Annotated in this window: 19 protein-coding genes; 16 read left to right on the top strand and 3 right to left on the bottom strand. The window is 42.8% G+C overall.

What is annotated here, in order from left to right; all coding sequences use genetic code 11:
* Positions 1-244: 244 nt before the first annotated feature.
* Complete coding sequence (locus JV16_RS05130; RefSeq protein WP_021095312.1) at positions 245-988, top strand: ABC transporter ATP-binding protein; 744 nt, start codon at positions 245-247, stop codon at positions 986-988.
* Positions 981-2,165, top strand: coding sequence for an ABC transporter permease (locus JV16_RS05125; RefSeq protein WP_021095311.1), 1,185 nt, complete (start codon positions 981-983; stop codon positions 2,163-2,165). The genes JV16_RS05130 and JV16_RS05125 overlap by 8 nt, the downstream gene beginning before the upstream one ends.
* Here the strand turns inward: JV16_RS05125 and JV16_RS05120 are convergent.
* Positions 2,162-3,352, bottom strand: a complete 1,191-nt coding sequence (locus JV16_RS05120; RefSeq protein WP_021095310.1) for a M20 family metallopeptidase — start codon at positions 3,350-3,352, stop codon at positions 2,162-2,164. The genes JV16_RS05125 and JV16_RS05120 overlap by 4 nt on opposite strands.
* A gap of 95 nt (positions 3,353-3,447) precedes the next feature.
* Here JV16_RS05120 and JV16_RS05115 point away from each other — a divergent pair, with 95 nt between their 5' ends.
* Positions 3,448-3,816, top strand: coding sequence for a rhodanese-like domain-containing protein (locus JV16_RS05115; protein WP_021095309.1), 369 nt, complete (start codon positions 3,448-3,450; stop codon positions 3,814-3,816).
* Positions 3,817-3,830: 14 nt separating this feature from the next.
* Here the strand turns inward: JV16_RS05115 and JV16_RS05110 are convergent, their stop codons facing one another.
* On the bottom strand, positions 3,831-4,337 hold the full coding sequence (locus tag JV16_RS05110; RefSeq protein ID WP_021095308.1) for an antibiotic biosynthesis monooxygenase family protein: 507 nt from the start codon (positions 4,335-4,337) through the stop codon (positions 3,831-3,833).
* Between the two features lie 180 nt (positions 4,338-4,517).
* On the opposite strand from JV16_RS05110, the gene hemE reads away from it, so the two are divergent.
* The 10 genes from hemE (at position 4,518) to JV16_RS05060 (ending at position 17,423) form a co-directional block, all read left to right on the top strand.
* A complete protein-coding gene (hemE, locus tag JV16_RS05105) occupies positions 4,518-5,567 on the top strand; it encodes a uroporphyrinogen decarboxylase (RefSeq protein WP_108912088.1) in 1,050 nt (349 codons plus the stop codon).
* 7 nt (positions 5,568-5,574) lie between these two features.
* Positions 5,575-6,522, top strand: coding sequence for a ferrochelatase (hemH, locus tag JV16_RS05100; RefSeq protein WP_021095306.1), 948 nt, complete (start codon positions 5,575-5,577; stop codon positions 6,520-6,522).
* Positions 6,519-7,937 (top strand): protoporphyrinogen oxidase, encoded by a 1,419-nt coding sequence (hemY, locus tag JV16_RS05095; RefSeq protein WP_021095305.1) that lies wholly within the window; start codon positions 6,519-6,521, stop codon positions 7,935-7,937. The genes hemH and hemY overlap by 4 nt, the downstream gene beginning before the upstream one ends.
* A 99-nt stretch (positions 7,938-8,036) precedes the next feature.
* Entirely contained in the window at positions 8,037-8,606 is a 570-nt protein-coding gene (locus JV16_RS05090; RefSeq protein WP_021095304.1) for a TetR/AcrR family transcriptional regulator, read from the top strand.
* A gap of 74 nt (positions 8,607-8,680) precedes the next feature.
* On the top strand, positions 8,681-10,990 hold the full coding sequence (locus JV16_RS05085) for a YhgE/Pip family protein (RefSeq protein ID WP_021095303.1): 2,310 nt from the start codon (positions 8,681-8,683) through the stop codon (positions 10,988-10,990).
* A gap of 137 nt (positions 10,991-11,127) precedes the next feature.
* The gene (locus JV16_RS05080) at positions 11,128-12,147 is read left to right on the top strand and encodes a LacI family DNA-binding transcriptional regulator (protein ID WP_021095302.1); all 1,020 of its coding nucleotides are present in this window, start codon (positions 11,128-11,130) and stop codon (positions 12,145-12,147) included.
* 36 nt (positions 12,148-12,183) lie between these two features.
* Positions 12,184-13,491, top strand: a complete 1,308-nt coding sequence (locus JV16_RS05075; RefSeq protein ID WP_021095301.1) for an ABC transporter substrate-binding protein — start codon at positions 12,184-12,186, stop codon at positions 13,489-13,491.
* A gap of 69 nt (positions 13,492-13,560) precedes the next feature.
* Positions 13,561-14,856 (top strand): ABC transporter permease subunit, encoded by a 1,296-nt coding sequence (locus JV16_RS05070; RefSeq protein ID WP_021095300.1) that lies wholly within the window; start codon positions 13,561-13,563, stop codon positions 14,854-14,856.
* Between the two features lie 11 nt (positions 14,857-14,867).
* A complete protein-coding gene (locus JV16_RS05065; protein WP_021095299.1) occupies positions 14,868-15,695 on the top strand; it encodes a carbohydrate ABC transporter permease in 828 nt (275 codons plus the stop codon).
* Positions 15,696-15,713: 18 nt separating this feature from the next.
* On the top strand, positions 15,714-17,423 hold the full coding sequence (locus JV16_RS05060) for a glycoside hydrolase family 13 protein (protein ID WP_021095298.1): 1,710 nt from the start codon (positions 15,714-15,716) through the stop codon (positions 17,421-17,423).
* A 28-nt stretch (positions 17,424-17,451) separates the two neighbouring features.
* On the opposite strand, the gene yhfH is transcribed toward JV16_RS05060, so the two are convergent.
* Complete coding sequence (gene yhfH, locus JV16_RS15125; RefSeq protein WP_021095297.1) at positions 17,452-17,583, bottom strand: protein YhfH; 132 nt, start codon at positions 17,581-17,583, stop codon at positions 17,452-17,454.
* 153 nt (positions 17,584-17,736) lie between these two features.
* On the opposite strand from yhfH, the gene JV16_RS05055 reads away from it, so the two are divergent.
* The 3 genes from JV16_RS05055 (at position 17,737) to JV16_RS05045 (ending at position 19,153) form a co-directional block, all read left to right on the top strand.
* Complete coding sequence (locus JV16_RS05055) at positions 17,737-18,471, top strand: MBL fold metallo-hydrolase (RefSeq protein WP_021095296.1); 735 nt, start codon at positions 17,737-17,739, stop codon at positions 18,469-18,471.
* 189 nt (positions 18,472-18,660) lie between these two features.
* A complete protein-coding gene (locus JV16_RS05050) occupies positions 18,661-18,864 on the top strand; it encodes a hypothetical protein (RefSeq protein WP_021095295.1) in 204 nt (67 codons plus the stop codon).
* Positions 18,851-19,153, top strand: coding sequence for a DUF4212 domain-containing protein (locus tag JV16_RS05045; protein ID WP_021095294.1), 303 nt, complete (start codon positions 18,851-18,853; stop codon positions 19,151-19,153). Before JV16_RS05050 ends, JV16_RS05045 begins: the two co-directional genes overlap by 14 nt.
* Positions 19,154-19,173: the final 20 nt, after the last annotated feature.

Raw genomic sequence — 19,173 nt, 5'->3', positions numbered from 1 at the left:
CGTTTGTGAGTACGACGTTGTTCAAGATGACCATCCCCTTTTTAAGGGAGTGCTTTCGTTGTTACAGGCTAGCTTAATGTGCGGCCCGTAGACACCTCATTTCATCGTGTTCTTGAACTTGCTTTGTTGCTCACTGCGACTTGCTACTTGTTTGTCCCTCTTCGCTACTTATCATAACCCGTTTTTCTTTTCGTTATTCATTTGTTAAAATAAAAAATAATGATATGAAGAAAGGAAAGCGACGATGGTGCTATTACAAGTTCAACACATATTCGGGGGCTATACGAAACAAAACATTTTAGATGACGTATCGTTTACTGTACAAAAAGGAGAAGTCGTTGCGTTAATCGGGTTAAATGGGGCAGGAAAAAGCACGACGATTAAACATATCATCGGATTGATGCAACCGCGTAAAGGAACGATTACGATCAACGACATGACGTTTCAAGACGACCCGGAACGATATCGGGCACAATTTACATACATTCCCGAAATGCCTGCTTTATACGAAGAATTAACGTTAGAAGAACATTTACGTCTCACTGCTATGGCTTATGGTGTATCGGATCAAGCGTATAAACAGCGCGTGCCAAAATTGCTGAAGGCGTTTCGGCTTGAAAAAAAATTAAGTGCGTTCCCTGCGTTTTTTTCAAAAGGGATGAAGCAAAAAGTGATGATTATGTGCGCTTTTTTAGTGGACGTGCCGCTTTATATCATTGATGAACCGTTTGTTGGGTTAGATCCGCTCGCCATTCAAGCGTTGCTTCAGCTTATTGAGGAAAGAAAACAAGAAGGAGCGGGGATTCTTATGTCGACGCACATTTTAGCGACGGCAGAGCGATATTGTGATTCATTCGTCATTTTGCATAACGGACAAGTAAAAGCAACAGGATCATTGCCAACGCTTCAAGAACAGCTACATATGCCTCATGCGACGTTAGATGATATATATATCGAATTAACGAAGGAAGAGACGAACGATGATTGATGGAAAACAGTTATGGAAACAGCGAATGATCGCTCATATGGCGGAAGTGAGACGATACGGTCGATATATGTTTAACGACCATTTATTGCTCGTCTTATTTATTAGTATCGGGGTGGGCGCTGTATTTTATAAGCGAGCAGTCGATGAACTGACGTTGTTTCCTTACGCGATCGTTGCCTCGCTTCTGATCGCTTTTGCGGTGACGCAAGGCGGGGTGCGGACGCTTGTCAAAGAAGCGGATGCGGTGTTTCTTCTTCCGGTGGAAAGACGGCTTCGTCCTTATTTTTGGCGCGCGGCAGGATATAGTTTTTTTCTTCATTTGTATGTTTCGCTCATCGTCTTCGTCGTTCTTTTGCCCCTTCACGTGAAGTTTTCAACGCAGCCACTTTCAGTTGTCGTGATGGCAATTGTATTATTAACAGGGTGGAATACGTTCGTTCAATGGCAAGAGGAGTCGCGAATCGGGCGAGATCGTTTTCACACATTCGTTCGCTTTTTAGTAAATGTGACGTTGTTTTATTTTTTATTATTGAAACAATATGTATGGATGCTTGTCCCTTTATTGTTTATGGTTATCATTTCGCTTTATGTGGAGCGAAAAGGAAAAGAAAACGCAATCCAATGGGAGCAGTTGCTTGCGGATGAACGAAAGCGAATGCAAGCATTTTATCGGCTCGCACATGCGTTTGTCGATGTTCCATACATCAAACATACAGTCAAAAAACGAACGTGGCTTCGGTTCTTTTTCCGTTTACTTGATCGTTTCCATATGCGACCGTATACGTATTTGTATGCACGCACCTTTTTCCGTGCAGGCGACTATTTCGGCTTGTTCGTTCGCCTAACAGCGATCGGTAGCGTCTTTATTTTTACGTTGCCTCGCGGTGTGGAGTGGTTCGCTCTTTTGTGTGCTTATGCCACAGCGCTTCAACTGCTTTCGATCCGTTCGTATCACCGAGGCCATCCGATTTTGTTTCTTTATCCGTTGTCGCCTGCTGAGGCGCATCGGTCGTTCATGCGCGTGTTACTTTCTATTGGGATGAGCCAAGCGCTTATTTTTGCGATGGTTGCATATATCGCTCACGGCGTTTTTGTTATGTTATGGACGTTTTTTATTGTTTTCGTCTGTTATGTCGCGGTGATGTTTTATGTGGGAAAAAAACGAGAAGCGGATTAAAACTGCTTCTCGTCTTTTTTCATATAACTGATCGCTGTAAGACCAAGCGTTTTTGCTGCAATAAGCATGGCGCGTTCATCGAAATCAAATTTCGGATGATGGTGCGGATAGGCGATCGTTGTTGTTTCGGCTTTTGCGCCTGTAAAGAAAAACGTTCCTTTTACATGTTGTAAATAATAAGCGAAGTCTTCCCCGCCCATATGTGGCTGAATTTCAACGACATCGGTCACATCTTCTATTTCACGAGCGGTAGCGATGAGAAATTTCGTTTCTTCTTCATGGTTTACAACGGGCGGATAGCCGCGCATATACGTGTATTCGTACGTACAACCGTTGGCGATGCAAGTTCCTTTGACAATTTGTTCAATTTCTCTTTCAATGTCATTGCGCACTTGTTCAGAAAATGTGCGCACCGTCCCGACTAATGTCGCGCGATCAGCGATCACGTTAAATGCGTTGTCGGAAACGAAAGAGCCGATCGAAACAACAGCAGGTTCAAGTGGATCGACGCGTCGGCTGACGATTTGCTGTAAATGTAGGACAAGCTGTGATGCGGTAACGATCGCATCTTTCGTTTTGTGAGGTTCCGCGCCGTGACCGCCAGAACCTTGAATAACGATTTGAAAACGGTCGGCAGCTGCCATGATCGGTCCTGTACGATATTGAATGACTCCTGTTGGCTCTGTTGCCCATAAATGTGTGCCAAAAATGGCGTCTACTCCTTCTAAACAACCGTCTTCAATCATCGCTTTTGCCCCGCCTGGTGCGTATTCTTCTGCATGTTGATGAATGCACACGATCGTGCCGCTCCAATGCTCGCGCAATTCATAAAGCGCCTTAGCAAGAACAAGTAACGTCGCCGTATGCCCATCATGTCCACATGCGTGCATGACACCCGGAACGGTCGATTTGTAAGGGACATCTTTTTCATCTTGAATAGGGAGAGCATCGAAGTCCGCTCGAAGTGCCACCGTTTTTCCGCCTTGTTGGCCATGAATGGTGGCGACTACTCCATTTCCTCCGACGTTTGTTCGAACAGGAATGCCGAGTTGTTTATAGTAATTCGCAATATACGCGGCTGTTTTATACTCTTGAAACGATAGCTCAGGATGTTGATGGAAATGGCGACGAATCGCTACCATGTCGTCGTAATATTCGTGAAGTTTAGTAAATAACAACGTTTTCATATGCACCGTCCTTTCTGTTTTTTCCATTATACCATCGTTGACAAACGTCCGAAAACAATGTAATATACCCATATACGTATTTAGGAGGAGAACATATGGGCACATGGATCAATGCTGTTTTCATTATTTTACTCATTTACTTTGTTGCGACGAAAATGTTGCCGACAAAAGGTGTCGAACATATCACGCCCGATGAGTTAAAAAGCAAACTAAAAGAAACGAAAAATCGTCAATTCATCGATGTGCGCACACCAGCAGAATATCGAGCGCGCAACATTCGTCAGTTTAAAAACATTCCCCTTCATGAGCTATCTGCCAAATTGAACGAACTTGATCGGGAAAAAGAAACGATTGTTATTTGCCAAAGCGGCATGCGCAGCAATCAAGCGGCAAAAATATTAGTGAAAAATGGTTTTAAGCGCGTTTTCAATGTGCGCGGCGGCATGAACGCTTGGAACGACTAAAGGCTGACGACATGTCAGCCTTCTTTTACAACCGTATATGTTGTCACATAGGATGGACGCGGGAAAATGGATCGTTGTTGATCTATTCCTTCTTCTGTGCTGCGTTTTTGATGCGCTTTTTCATACGCTTTTGATTGTTGCCAACGGCGAAAGGCACTTTCGTTTTCCCACATCGTCATAATGACGTACGTATCGCTTTTTAACGGACGTAAGACACGAATGGCGACAAATCCTGGTTCTTGTTCAATTAAGCGCGCCCGCTGTTGAAACCGATGTTCAAATAGCGGTCTTCCTTCGTCAGTGACCGGAATGTTATTACACACGACAAACGTCCCTCCGAATGATCCAACAGCATCAAGCACTTCATACGGACGCGGCTCATGAAAGACGCTTTTTCCTTCCGTCTCATGAATGAGCATTCCGTTTTCCTCATCGCATACGAGCAACATTTGTTCACTCGGATATTGACTGCGCAATCGTTGTAAATAGTCGATCGTACCATTTGTCATAAATACGTACACGAACATCCTCTCCTTTCATTCGTTGCTCATATTTTACCACTTTCTTTTCTTCTTGGCGATTTCATGAACGTTGCGTATTATTACTACCCAGACGGTGAAAAAATCGGTATAGTTGTGTTAGTGGAAACAAATGAGTTATTTCGCTACACTATAATATAAGCGATTACATAATGTGAAAGGATGGACATGATGATTAAAAACGATACATTTTTACGCGCTTGTCGCGGAGAAGCGACAGAATACGTTCCAGTTTGGTATATGAGACAAGCAGGACGTTCACAACCAGAATATCGGGCTTTAAAAGAGAAGTACTCCCTTTTTGAAATTACTCATCGACCAGAGCTATGTGCGTACGTGACACGTTTGCCTGTCGAACAATATAACGTCGATGCGGCGATTCTTTACAAAGATATTATGTCACCGCTTCCAGCCATCGGGGTTGACGTCGATATTAAAGCGGGAATTGGTCCGGTCATTGCGAATCCGATTCGCTCTCTTGCCGATGTCGAACGTCTCGGTGAAATCGACCCAGAACATGATGTACCGTACGTCCTTGAAACGATTCGAATATTAACGAAAGAGCAACTGACTGTGCCGCTGATCGGTTTTGCCGGTGCGCCGTTTACATTAGCGAGCTACATGATTGAAGGTGGTCCTTCGAAAAACTATAATAAGACGAAAGCGTTTATGTACGCAGAACCGAAAGCATGGTTTGCGCTTATGGATAAACTAGCGGATATGACGATTCGTTACGTCAAAGCACAAATTCGCGCTGGGGCAAGTGCGATTCAAATTTTCGATTCATGGGTTGGAGCGGTAAACGTTGCCGATTATCGACAATTTATTAAGCCGACGATGGAGCGCATTTTTACAGCGCTTCGCGATGAAAACGTGCCGCTCATTATGTTCGGTGTCGGTGCAAGCCATTTAGCGAAAGAATGGCATGACTTGCCGCTTGACGTCGTCGGTTTAGATTGGCGTTTGCCAATTCGTGAAGCGAAAGAGATGGGACTAACGAAAGCGCTACAAGGCAACTTAGATCCAGCCGTATTGCTTGCGCCATGGGAAGTCATTGAAGCGCGCGTGAAACAAATTTTAGATGAAGGAATGGCGCATGAAGGTGGGTACGTATTTAATTTAGGGCATGGCATTTTCCCGCAAATTCAGCCAGAGACGTTAAAACGGCTCACAGCGTTTATCCATGAATATTCAGCAAAAAGAAAAGGATGAATGAACGATGTCAAAAAAAGTCATGGGACTACTTGTCATGGCGTACGGTACGCCATACAAAGAGGAAGATTTAGAGCGATATTATACGCATATTCGACACGGTCGTAAACCGTCGGAAGAAATGTTGGCCGATCTTCGCGAACGCTATGAAGCGATCGGGGGGATTTCTCCGCTTGCGGCCATTACGAAACAACAGGCGGAAAAGCTTGCTGAACGGCTGAATGAAGTGCAAGATGACGTTAAATTTCGCGTATACTTAGGGTTGAAGCATATTGAACCGTTCGTTGAAGATGCTGTTCGGCAAATGCATGAAGACGGCATTGAAGAAGCGGTTTCGATCGTATTAGCCCCACATTTTTCGACGTTTAGCATCAAATCGTACAACGGACGAGCGAAAGAAGAAGCGGCGCGTTTAGGTGGACCGACATTGACGTGTGTGGAAAGTTGGTATACTGAGCCAAAATTTATTCAATATTGGGCCGACCGAGTGAAAGAAACGTATGCGGCGATGTCTGAACGAGAGCGCAACAAAGCGATGTTAATCGTGTCAGCGCATAGCTTGCCTGAAAAAATTATTGCTATGGGCGATCCGTATCCGCAACAGCTACAAGAAACGGCGGACTTGATTGCGAGAGAAGCAGGCGTTTCTGACTATGTGATCGGATGGCAAAGTGCAGGGAATACGCCAGAGCCGTGGCTAGGCCCTGATGTGCAAGATTTAACACGGCAATTATACGAAGAAAAGAAATACGAGGCGTTTGTATATGTTCCAGCGGGATTTGTCGCAGATCATTTAGAAGTGTTATACGATAACGACATTGAATGCAAGCAAGTAACGGACGAATTAGGGGTAAGTTACTATCGTCCACCGATGCCGAATGCGCATCCACAGTTTATTGACGCCCTTGCAACCGTTGTTTTAAACCATTTACGTAAAGAAGGCTGGTCGTTATGAAAAAGAAAGTCGTCATTATTGGCGGTGGAATAACGGGATTAACGGCTGCGTATTACTTGCAAAAAGAAGCGCGAGAAAATAATATACCGATTTCGTGTGAATTAATTGAAGCGAGCCATCGACTTGGCGGAAAAGTGCAAACGGTGTATCGCGACGGGTTTGTTATTGAACGCGGTCCAGACTCTTTTTTAGCACGAAAAATGAGCGCTTCTCGTCTCATTCATGAAGTCGGGCTTGAAAAAGAGCTTGTGCATAACACGGCCGGGCAATCGTACATTTTAGTGAATCGAACGCTACATCCGATTCCGGGCGGAGCGGTGATGGGGATCCCGACAAAGCTTGCCCCGTTTGTCGTGACGCGTCTTTTTTCTCCGGTTGGCAAGCTTCGTGCCGCTGCTGACTTTGTGTTGCCACCGTTAAAAGCGGAAGGAGACGTGTCGCTCGGTCAGTTTTTCCGTCGGCGTCTCGGCAATGAAGTTGTCGATCGATTAATTGAGCCTTTATTATCGGGTATTTATGCTGGGGATATCGATCAGTTAAGCTTAATGGCGACATTTCCTCAATATTTCCATTTAGAACAAAAGCACGGAAGCCTCGTGCTAGGTATGAAACGATCAATGCCAAAGCAAAAAACGAAGCAAAAGAGCGAAAAAGGCATTTTCCAAACGTTAAAAACAGGGTTGTCATCGCTCGTTGATGCCATAGAGCAAAAGCTCGAAAAAGGAACCGTGCATAAAGGGATACGTGTCGAGCGGATTGAAAAGGTAGATGACCGATACGTGTTAACGTTAAGCAATGGGGAGAAAAAAGAAGCGGATAGCGTCATCGTTGCGGTTCCGCATCAATCGTTGTCATCGCTTTTTCCAAATGAAACGATGTTTTCTTCTTTTGAAACGATGCCATCTACATCTGTGGCCACGGTCGCATTAGCCTTTCCGAAAGAGGCGGTAGCAAAAGATATGAACGGAACGGGATTTGTCGTCTCGCGGGATAGCGACTATACGATTACTGCATGTACGTGGACGCATAAAAAATGGCCGCATACGACACCGGAAGGCTACGTGTTGTTGCGCTGTTATGTCGGGCGCCCTGGAGATGAAGCGATTGTCGACCAAACAGACGATGATATTGTTCAAGTGGTGATGGACGATTTAAATAAAGTAATGAACATAACGACGAAACCGATGTTTTCGATCGTGACGCGTTGGAAACAATCGATGCCGCAATATATTGTCGGCCATCGCGAACGAATCGAGCGCGTCAAACAAAATATGCAACAACAGCTTCCTGGCATCTTTTTAGCAGGAAGTTCGTATGAAGGTCTCGGTCTTCCAGATTGTATCGATCAAGGGGAAGAAGCGGTAAAAAAAGTGTTGCACTATTTATGTTACGCGAAGGAAAAGGTGTCTTCTTAAATAAGGCACCTTTTCTATTGCAAGTGCATGTGATGTATGTTATGATTTAAAACGAAATGACCAAAATGTTCATTTAGTCAAAATAAAGGATGAACGCCTATGTCAGAAAAAAGAAAACAAATTATTGAAGCGGCAGCGAAGTCGTTTTCGCTGTTCGGTTATAAGGCGACAACGATGGATCAAGTAGCGAAAATGGCGAACGTTGGGAAAGGAACGATTTATACGTTTTTCAAAAGTAAAGAAGAGCTACTTGAAGAAATCGTCTCTTCCATCATTTCTGAAATTAAGCGTGAAGCAGATGTAGCGATTGATCAGCGCTTATCGTTTAACGAAAACGTACAACGCGCTTTGCAACGTATTTTTACGTTTCGCAAAGAGCATGAGCTGACGATAAAACTTTTACAAGAAGTTCGTGATATTGGCACGCCAGCTGTACGAGACGTCATGAAGCGGCTTGATCGTGAAATGATCGCTTACGTTCGTGAAAAGATTGAAGAGGCGATGACAAAAGGGGAAATTCGTTCGTGCGATGCGGAGTTAACGGCGTTTTTAATGTTTAAAATGTATATCGCTTTAAACGTTGATTGGGAGAAGGAGCACGAGCCGTTATCACAACAAAAAATTGCCGAACTGTTTCATTTGTATTTGTTAAAAGGATTATCTCGGTGATGATCCTTCTCTTTTTTGTAAGAAATGACTAAATGAACAAATTGGTCAATATTTTAAAAAAGGGGGTTGAGCATATGCATACATTTCAATTGTTGATGAAAGAAATAAAAGCGGTCACGTCCAATCGGAAAGTGCTCATTCCGATTATCGCTGTGTTGTTTATTCCGCTTTTATATAGCGGCATGTTTTTATGGGCGTTTTGGGATCCGTACGATCATTTAGATGATTTACCTGTCGCCGTTGTAAACAAAGACAAAGGAACAACGTTTGAAGGAGAAGAGCTTCGTATTGGTGACGATCTTGTTGACAAGTTGAGAGAAAAGAAGAAGTTTGATTGGCATTTTGTAAGTGAACAAGAAGGAGAAAAAGGGTTAAAAGAACAACGATATTATATGCTCATTGAAATTCCTGAACATTTTTCACAACATGCCACAACGTTACAAGACGATCATCCGAAAAAACTGCAACTCATTTACAAACCAAATGAAGGATTTAACTTTTTATCTGCCCAAATTGGCGCAACGGCGGTTGAAAAAATAAAAACGGAAGTCGCAAAAACATTAACTGAAACGTACGCAGAAAACATGTTTGACAAAGTAAAAACGTTGGCAGATGGACTAACAAAAGCGAGCGATGGAGCAGAAAAGTTGCATGATGGACTCGTTGATGCAAGCGAAGGAACGAATAAACTGTACGATGGCATGAAACAAGCGCAAGATGGTTCAAATGAATTGTATCGCCATTTAGCGACACTTGCGGAGAAATCGATCGCATTTACCGACGGATTGCATCAAGCAGCTGACGGTTCGATGCAAGTGGAAACAGGTGTTCAAACGCTTCATGACGGAATGAAGCGCATGGTTGATGGGCAAGGACAGCTAGTTGTTGGAGCGCAACAAGCAAAAGAAGGGACGGCAAAGCTTGCTTCTGGGGCCAATCGTGTGCTTGAAGGAGTGAAAGCACTTGATGAACGTATGCCGCAGCTGTTGCAAGGTTCGGAGCAATTAAGCGGGGGAGCAGAAAAATTAGCGACATCGCTTTCCGGGTGGCAACAAGGAGCTACGCAAGTTCAAACAGGTGCTACTCAAGTGGCAGGAGGGTTAGAGAAGTTAGCTGTTCAACTTGATGCCCTCATTGCGCAAACGTCAGATCCAGCGCAAAAAGCAGTATATGAGCAACTAAAACAAAACGTTGTGCAATTGTCGTTAGGAAGCAAGCAAGTGGAAAACGGAGTGGCACAGTTAAACGATGGCGCCAAGGCGTTGCAAGCAGGAGCAACATCGTTAAGTCATGGAGCAAAGCAGTTGCATGAAGGGCATATCGCTCTCGAAGGTGGCGTGAATCAACTGCTTGCGGGACAACAACAGTTGGCAGATGGTGCGAATGCGCTTGCGAGCGGTCAAGAAAAGCTTGTTGTAGGCATGACTACGTTACATGAAAAAATGAAAGAAGCGGAGCAAGGAACAGCGAAGCTCGCTCACGGTGGCAAAACGCTCGCTTCTGGATTGCAAGTTCTTGCGGACGGTGCCGATCAACTTCAAGATGGTGCGCATCGATTGGCTGACGGTTCGCAACAATTGGCCGATGGGATGAATGAGTTAACAACCGGGACAGGAAAATTGCAAGATGGTATGAATCAATTAACAGACGGTTCAGAAGAACTAGCAAGTAAATTAAAAGAAGGTGCGGAGAAAGCAAGCGATGTGAAGGCAAATGAAGATGTATACAACATGTTTGCTGAACCGGTGAAAGTAAAAAATGAAAAAATGAATAAAGTGCCAAACTACGGAACGGGATTTACGCCATATTTCTTATCATTAGGATTGTTTGTTGGCGCTCTTTTACTTTCAATCGTCTTTCCACTTCGCGAGCCAGCTGCAGCACCGCGCTCACCATTTAGTTGGTTTTTTGCAAAATTTGGCGTACTCATCGGCGTAGGTATTTTACAAGCGCTCCTTGCTGATAGCGTATTGCTGTTCGGGCTCGATTTACAAGTGAAAAGCGTTCCGTTATTTATCATCTTTAGCATTGTGACAAGCATTGCCTTTTTATCGGTCATTCAATTTCTCGTTACAGTTTTTGGGGATCCTGGACGATTTATCGGGATTGTTGTATTAATTTTACAATTAACGACAAGCGCTGGAACGTTCCCGCTTGAGTTAATTCCACGTTCGTTGCAACTATTTAATGCATGGTTGCCAATGACATATTCTGTTTTCGGATTAAAAGCTGTCATTTCAAGCGGTGATTTCTCATTTATGTGGGAAAACGTCGGTAAACTGCTTATGTTTATCGTCGTCATGATGGCTGGAACAATGACGTATTTTACAATTCAACATCGTCGACAGTTTACAACGATTGTTGAACAAGCTTCTGAGGCGTAAGACGCTTCAGAAGTTTTTTTGTAATGAAAAAAATTTTAAAAAAATTAACTTGCATATACAAGATGATGTGAGTATAATATAAACATGAAAACGATTTCATTCGTTTCTTTTCGATTGAAATAAGGGGGAATGGGAGGATGGCGACGATTGAAGATGTCGCCAAGCTAACGGGGCTTTCACGGACGACCATTTCGCGCGTCATAAACAATCACCCGTACGTGTCAGAAGAGAAACGAAAGCTCGTGCTTGAAGCGATGGAGAAGCTAGGATATGTGCCTAATTCTTCGGCGAGAAGTTTGCGGAATCAAAAAACGAGCATTTTAGCATTATTTATTCCTCGTATTACAAACCCATTTTTTAGTGAGCTCGTAGAAGCGACAGAAATAGCAGCAGCGGAGCATGGCTATCAGCTCATTATTTGTCAAACGCGCTACTCGCCGGAAAAAGAATTAAACTATATGAATTTATTAAAAACAAAGCAAGTAGACGGAGTCATTTTAGCTTCTATCCAAAATGAGTGGAAACAGTTGAAGCCTTTTTTACAGTATGGACCGATCGTTCTTTGCAACGAGTTTGACGATTGTGCAAACGTTCCAACCGTTCGGCTCGATCAAGTGTACGGGGGATACATAGCGACGAAACATTTGCTTGAACAAGGCCATACGAAAATTGCGTATTGTTCCGGTGGCTATCGAAGCAATGTAGCCAAATCGCGTGAGATTGGCTTTAAAAAAGCGTTAGCGGAATATAAGCTTACGTTTGATGAACGATACGCTTTTCGCGATGCGTTTCACATTGCGGACGGAAAGCGTGTATTCCGACAAATGATGGCGCTTTCCAATCGTCCGACTGCCGTATTTACCGGAAGCGATGAAGTGGCGGCTGGCATTATATCTGAAGCGTTGGCGTGCGGCTATCGCATCCCTGAACATTTAGCGGTCGTTGGCTTTGATAATCAAGCGATTACGGAGTTAACGAATCCGACAATTACAACGGTGCATCAACCTGTGAAACAAATGGCACAAAAAGCGGTTGATGTGATGATAGAAAAAATTCAAACAAAAAAATATGATGTGCAAGAAATTTACGAATTTCCACTTCAACTGATTGTTCGCGCATCGACAGTTGGTAGCGAGCTTCACCAAAGTGAAGCTTGACATACATTTTATTTTAAAAATAAGGGGGATTTTTTCATGAAGAAAGCAACGAAATTTTCTTCTGCATTGTTAGCGCTTACACTCGGCTTAACTGCTTGTTCTGGCGGTCAAGACACAGACAAGAAGGAAACAACGGATAAAAAAGACGATGCAAAAAAATCTGAAGAAGTTGTAAAAATCGTGTATGCTCGCGGGAAAGATGCGACAAAAGCGACAGAAGAAATCGTAAAAGCGTTTGAAGCAAAATATCCAAACATTGACGTCGAATTTCGTGAAATGCCTTCCGACACAGGAGCACAGCACGATGCGTACGTTACGATGTTAAACGCGAAATCATCGGAAATTGACGTCATGGACTTAGACGTTATTTGGCCAGCGGAGTTTGCGCAAGCTGGATATGTTCTTCCACTCGATCGTTTCATCGAAAAAGACGGCATTGATTTAAGTGCATACAACCAAGGTGCACTTGCAGCTGGAAACTTTGACGGAAAACAATGGGCGATGCCAAAATTTATTGACACAGGACTATTATTTTATCGTAAAGACATTGTACCAGAAGATAAAGTGCCAAAAACATGGGATGAATTGTTAGCAGCTGCTCGCGAGTTTAAAGGACAAGGCGGCACACAATTCGGATACTTAATGCAAGCGAAACAATACGAAGGATTAGTATGTAACGCGATTGAATTTATTGCGGCATACGGTGGAAAAATCGTCGATGAAAACAACAACGTTGTCGTCAACAGCCCTGAAACAATTAAAGGGTTAAAGAAAATGGTTGAAATTGCAACGTCTGACGTTGTGCCAAGCAACATTACAACATTTACAGAACCAGAATCTCATACAGCGTTTATTGAAGGTCAATCGCCATTTATTCGCAACTGGCCATACCAATACGCATTAGCAAACGATCCAGAGCAATCAAAAATCGTTGATAAAGTTGGCGTTGCGCCACTACCTGCTGGTGATAAAGGTTCAGCTGCTGCATTAGGTGGATGGATGACAGCGATTAACGCATATTCAAAAAATAAAGAAGCAGCTTGGGAATTTGTGAAGTTTATGACTGGTCCAGAAGGTCAAAAAATTTCTGCGATTTACGGCGGTTTAGCGCCAACGCTTCCAGAACTATTTAAAGACGAAGAAGTGTTAAAAGCGAACCCATTCTTTGCAGAAGAAGGATTTGTTAACGGATTAAATGCAGCGGTACCGCGTCCAGTTGTACCAAACTATCCAGAAGTATCTGAAATTATTCAAATTAACGTATCAAAAGCAATTGCAGGACAAATTACAGTAGAAGAAGCTGTTGCGAATATGGAAAAAGAAATTAAAGCAGTGATGCAGTAGTTACACGTTAGCCTTCAGCCTCATATGAGCGCTGAAGGCTAAATCCTTTGCATAAAGGGGGAACAACGAGTGAAAAACGAAAAAAAATCGGAGCGCCGTTTAGCGTATATTCTTGTCGCTCCATCGCTTTTGCTTATTTTAGCTGTCGCCATTTGGCCGGTTATTCAGTCGTTTTATTTCAGCTTATTTGACTATCGTCTGAACAACCCAGCGAAATCTTCTCTCCATCTTGATTACAGTTTAAACTTAGAACGATATTTAGAAAGTTATCCGTTTTTAATGAGCGCATTAAAACAAGAAATAACGCAAGCGACGGGTGATGAAAAAGAGCAGTTAACATCAATACAACAAAAACTGCAAAAAGTAGATGAAGAAATTCGGGCGGATGAAGAAGTAGCGAAACGATATGAGCAAATAGATGAAATTTTAAACAATTTTGAAGTGCCAAGCGAAGACATAAAAATCGTTTCTATTGATGAACAAGCGGCACAACATTTAACAAAAACGATTAACGAAACGAAACAAACGTTAAAAACGTTAAACGAAAACGGACAATTGAAGCAAGGGGACAAATTGACAGGGCTTGCAAACGGGCTAAGCGGAGCGGTCATTGAACCGAACTTTGTCGGTCTCGCTCATTATAAAAACTATTTAAGCGATGCTCGTTTATGGAAAGCGCTTTGGAATACAACGGTATTTACCGTCATTTCTGTTTCGATTGAATTAGTGCTCGGTTTAGCGATTGCGTTGCTTATTAATAAAGCGTTTTTCGGCCGCGGACTTGTCCGGGCAACGATTTTAATTCCGTGGGCGATTCCGACAGCGGTGTCTGCATTAATGTGGAAGTTTTTATATGACGGACAAAATGGGATTGTCGCAAAATATTTTGCGGATATCGGCATCATCAATAATATGAGTGAACTATTAACGACAGGTGCGGGAGCGATGTTTGCCGTCATTTTTTCTGACGTATGGAAAACAACACCGTACATGGCATTATTGCTGCTTGCCGGATTGCAAACGATTCCGAGCTCCTTATACGAAGCAGCATCGATTGACGGAGCGACAAAGTGGCAACAGTTTGTCAAAATTACGTTACCGCTTTTGAAATCAAGCATTCTCGTTGCGCTTTTGTTCCGTACGCTTGATGCGTTCCGTGTATTTGACTTAATTTTCGTATTAACAGGTGGCGGACCAGCGAACTCGACAGAAACGATTTCGATTTTAGCGTATAAAGTGATGTTCTCGCAAACAAACTTCGGTGGCGGTTCAGCGTTAGCGGTGATCGTGTTCATTTGCGTAGCGATCATTTCGACGATTTACATTAAATTTTTAGGTGCTGACCTCATTTCTGATCGAAAATAGGAGGTGCAACGATGCAAAAGAAAGCCGGTCCATTGTTTTATGTGTTTTTATTTGTTTTCGTTTTTTTAGTCATGTTTCCATTTTTATGGATTTTATTAAGTTCGATTAAGCCGTTAAGCGAATTGTTTGGTGAAGAAGCGTTTAACTGGTTTACGAGCCATCCGACGTTAAAAAGTTACGTCTCTGTTTTCGTCAATTATCCGTTTGTAAAATATTTATGGAACAGCACAGTCATTGCGACGATTACGACTGTATACACCGTCTTTGTCGCTGCGTTTGCCGCGTATGCGATTGCGCGCCTAGATTTTAAAGGGAAGTCGATCATTTTAGGTATCGTGTTATCGGTATCGATGTTCCCGCAAATTGCGACCATTTCGCCGATTTACATGTTTGTGAAAAAGTTTGAGTTGACGAATAGTTATTTAGGATTAATTATTCCGTACACGACGTTTGCGTTGCCGCTTTCCATTTGGCTATTAGTGACGTTTTTCCGTAAAATTCCGTTTGATTTAGAAGAAGCAGCGAAAATGGACGGGGCAACACCGCTACAAACGTATTTTAAAGTGATTTTGCCGCTCGCTGTACCAGGCATTTTTACAACGTCGATTCTCGTTTTTATTGCGGCGTGGAATGAATTTTTATTTGCGTTAACGATTAACACAGCAGAAGACTATAAAACGGTGCCAGTCGGTATCGCGATGTTTCAAGGGCAATATACAATTCCTTGGGGCGAAATTTCAGCAGCGACAGTTATTGTAACGATTCCGCTCGTCATTATGGTATTATTATTCCAACGTCGTATTGTTTCAGGTTTAACGTCTGGTTCAGTGAAAGAATAATGGAGAGGGGAAAAGGAAATGGAATCGATTCCAAAAACGAAACAATGGTGGAAAGAAGCGGTCGTGTATCAAATTTATCCGCGCAGTTTTAAAGATTCAAACGGGGATGGGATCGGTGATTTGCGCGGGATTATTGAAAAGCTAGATTATTTACAAGAGCTCGGTGTCGATGTCGTTTGGTTGTCACCTGTTTATCAGTCGCCAAACGATGATAACGGCTATGACATTAGCGACTATCAAGACATTATGGACGAATTTGGGACGCTATCTGATTGGGACGAACTGCTTCGTGAAATGCATGCGCGTGGCATGAAGTTAGTGATGGATTTAGTTGTGAACCATACGTCTGATGAACATCATTGGTTTATTGAATCGCGCAAGTCAAAAGATAATCCGTACCGCGACTATTACATTTGGCGTCCGGGGAAAGACGGAAAAGAACCGAACAATTGGCAATCATTTTTCAGCGGTTCGGCATGGCAATACGATGAGGCGACAGGGGAATATTATTTACATTTATTTTCGAAAAAACAGCCGGATTTAAACTGGGAAAACGAAAAGGTGCGCGAAGAAATTTTCAACATGATGACGTGGTGGTTAGACCGTGGCATTGATGGATTTCGCATGGACGTCATTAACTTGTTGTCAAAAGTCGAAGGTTTGCCAGATGCGCCGGTGACGAATCCGAATGACCGTTATCAATGGGGCGGACAATATTTTGTCAATGGATCGAAGTTAATGGACTATTTGCGTGAAATGAAAGAAAAAGTGTTAAGTAAATACGACATTATGACGGTTGGAGAGACGCCGATGGTGACGACGGACGATGCGATTCAATTTACAAACGAGCAAGACGGCGTCATGAATATGCTATTTCAATTTGAGCATATGGACGTCGATTCGAAGCCGGGGAGCCATCTCGGTAAATGGGATATTCAACCGTGGAAACTGACGGATTTGAAAAAAATTATGAGCAAGTGGCAAGTCGAGCTTCACGGAAAAGGATGGAATTCGCTTTATTTAGAGAATCATGATCAACCGCGTTCCGTATCTCGTTTTGGCGATGATAAAACGTATCGGGTCGAAAGTGCAAAAATGTTGGCGACATGGCTACATATGATGCAAGGGACGCCATACATTTATCAAGGACAAGAAATCGGCATGACGAATGTTGCGTTTCCGTCAATCGAATATTATCGCGACGTTGAAACGATAAATTTATGGAACGATGTCGTTGTGAACAAAGGATACGATCCGGATCAAATATTAAAAGCGATTCATTATCGTGGTCGTGACAATGCACGTACGCCGATGCAATGGGATGCAACAGAACATGCCGGATTTACGACAGGCACGCCGTGGATTGATGTCAACCCGAATTATCGTGACATTAACGTTGAACAAGCGTTAAAAGATGAAAACTCGGTATTCCATTATTATAAAAAGCTGATTCGTCTCAGAAAAGAACATCCGATTATCGTGTACGGATCATATGAGCTATTGCTTGAAGACGATGAACAAATTTACGCATATGTGCGCAAACTCAACGATGAACAGCTGCTTGTCATTACAAACTTTAGCAGCGACCAGCCGACATTTACATTGCCGTCACACGTGACGTTTACGGAAAAACAATTGCTCATTAGCAACTATGCGGTTGATGAACATGAACCGATTGAAACCGTTGTGCTAAAGCCGTATGAAGCACGTGTATATAAGTTAAAGTAAAAAGCAGCCAGCGTGGCTGCTTTTTACTTTAGCAAGAAACGTTTAAGCATTGGACGCAAACATTGCCATAACATTCATGTTGCTCTTCCATTTCTTTCCCGCACTCACAACATGTTTTTGGAGGTAACTTTTTATAAAATTCAGACATTTTTTCTAACATAACTCCCCATCCCCTTCGTTTTTGTTAATCTCATTGTATTATAACAGATATACATTTGTCAATAGTTGTTTTATAACATTTGTATATGTGAAATGAAGACGAAAATTTGGTATTGTGTAGGTGTACACAATTTCAATAGGAAGGTGAATACATATGAAAGTGACAGTGATCGGTTATTGGGGAGCATTTCCGAAAAAAAATGAAGCGACATCGTGTTATTTGTTCGAACATGATGGGTTTCGTCTGTTAGTCGACTGCGGAAGCGGAGCGTTAGCGCAGCTGCAAAACGTCATTGACATTGAACAAATTGATGCGGTCATCGTATCGCATTATCATCACGATCACGTGGCAGATATCGGCCCGCTTCAATATGCCCGACTGATTAAGAAAAATTTAGGCGGCGCTTTGCCGGAGTTGGCGATTTATGGCCATTCGCTCGATCGCGATGGATTTGCGCGCCTCGCTCATAAAGGGGTGACAAAAGCGGTGGCGTACGATCCGAATGAGACGCTTCATATCGGTCCGTTTACGATTTCGTTTATGGAAACGGAGCATCCAGCCATTTGTTATGCGATGCGAATCACGGCAGGGGAAAAAACGGTCGTGTACACAGCTGATTCAAGTTATTTGCCGCAGTTCGTTCCTTTTTCCAACCAGGCGAATTTACTCATTTGCGAATGCAATTTTTACGCGGGGCAACATGCGAAACAAGCTGGACATATGACGAGTGAAGAAGCGGCAACGATCGCCCGCGATGCAGGCGTTGAAACGTTGTTGCTTACGCACTTGCCTCATTTCGGCAACGTCGAACAACTTGTCGCTGAAGCAAAAACGATTTTCCATGGCGATGTGCAATTAGCGAAAACAAGATGGACATGGGAAGGGTAGCGAATCGCTGCCCTTTTGTTATAATACAGAATAAAAAATTTGAAAATTTTTTGAACAGATGCTTGACGATGAATGAAAAAGTAGAGATAATATGGTTGTGTTAGAATTTTCTTAAAATTTAGTAACACATACTAGGAGGTGAGTGCTAAAAGAAAATGATAACGCTTACAAGTTAAAGGGGGTATTTGTTTGGTTGCGTTTTACCTCATCTTAGCGATTACAGTCATAAGTTTGTACGTTGCTTTTCGTAAGCAAAAGCCTTTCTTTTTACTCATTCCATTCTTGTCAGTCTTCGCTTACTTTTTGTTTGAAGTCATAACGTTCCCAGCACCATTTTTAGAAACGGTCAAATTTATTTTTAACTTGGGGGTGTGTTTGTTTGAAACAAATTGATAAAAAAGTGGCGGATGCATATTTCCGTGAGCGTGTGCGGTTAATTGTTATTTTCTTTATTATTTGGTTTATTGTTTCATTTGGCGTCGTCATGTTTGCCGAGTCGTTTAAAAATATGACGTTTAACGGCTTCCCGTTCCATTATTTTATGGGGGCGCAAGGGGCGGTTGTGACGTTTATTGTGTTGCTGTTTATTAACGCAAAAGTAAGCGACAATATTGATAAAAAGTACGGCATTAGCGAAGAGAAAAACGAACAATTAAGCGCAGGAAAAGCGCTTGATCATTAAGAGAACAAAGGGGAAGGGGG

Origin of the sequence: Anoxybacillus ayderensis, from assembly GCF_000833605.1 — a bacterium.
GTDB classification, from domain to species: domain Bacteria; phylum Bacillota; class Bacilli; order Bacillales; family Anoxybacillaceae; genus Anoxybacillus; species Anoxybacillus ayderensis.
Note: the sequence above shows the minus strand (reverse complement) of the source record. Positions and strands in the feature narration are given on the sequence as shown.

Excerpts from the sequence above, each read along its gene's own strand:
- JV16_RS05080 (WP_021095302.1), top strand. The coding sequence starts at position 11,128 with ATGGCGACGATTGAAGATGTCGCCAAGCTAACGGGGCTTTCACGGACG.
- yhfH (WP_021095297.1), bottom strand. The coding sequence starts at position 17,583 with ATGTTAGAAAAAATGTCTGAATTTTATAAAAAGTTACCTCCAAAAACA.
- hemY (WP_021095305.1), top strand. The coding sequence starts at position 6,519 with ATGAAAAAGAAAGTCGTCATTATTGGCGGTGGAATAACGGGATTAACG.
- JV16_RS05060 (WP_021095298.1), top strand. The coding sequence starts at position 15,714 with ATGGAATCGATTCCAAAAACGAAACAATGGTGGAAAGAAGCGGTCGTG.
- JV16_RS05055 (WP_021095296.1), top strand. The coding sequence starts at position 17,737 with ATGAAAGTGACAGTGATCGGTTATTGGGGAGCATTTCCGAAAAAAAAT.
- JV16_RS05130 (WP_021095312.1), top strand. The coding sequence starts at position 245 with ATGGTGCTATTACAAGTTCAACACATATTCGGGGGCTATACGAAACAA.
- JV16_RS05125 (WP_021095311.1), top strand. The coding sequence starts at position 981 with ATGATTGATGGAAAACAGTTATGGAAACAGCGAATGATCGCTCATATG.
- JV16_RS05120 (WP_021095310.1), bottom strand. The coding sequence starts at position 3,352 with ATGAAAACGTTGTTATTTACTAAACTTCACGAATATTACGACGACATG.
- JV16_RS05115 (WP_021095309.1), top strand. The coding sequence starts at position 3,448 with ATGGGCACATGGATCAATGCTGTTTTCATTATTTTACTCATTTACTTT.
- hemH (WP_021095306.1), top strand. The coding sequence starts at position 5,575 with ATGTCAAAAAAAGTCATGGGACTACTTGTCATGGCGTACGGTACGCCA.
- hemE (WP_108912088.1), top strand. The coding sequence starts at position 4,518 with ATGGACATGATGATTAAAAACGATACATTTTTACGCGCTTGTCGCGGA.
- JV16_RS05085 (WP_021095303.1), top strand. The coding sequence starts at position 8,681 with ATGCATACATTTCAATTGTTGATGAAAGAAATAAAAGCGGTCACGTCC.
- JV16_RS05090 (WP_021095304.1), top strand. The coding sequence starts at position 8,037 with ATGTCAGAAAAAAGAAAACAAATTATTGAAGCGGCAGCGAAGTCGTTT.
- JV16_RS05075 (WP_021095301.1), top strand. The coding sequence starts at position 12,184 with ATGAAGAAAGCAACGAAATTTTCTTCTGCATTGTTAGCGCTTACACTC.
- JV16_RS05065 (WP_021095299.1), top strand. The coding sequence starts at position 14,868 with ATGCAAAAGAAAGCCGGTCCATTGTTTTATGTGTTTTTATTTGTTTTC.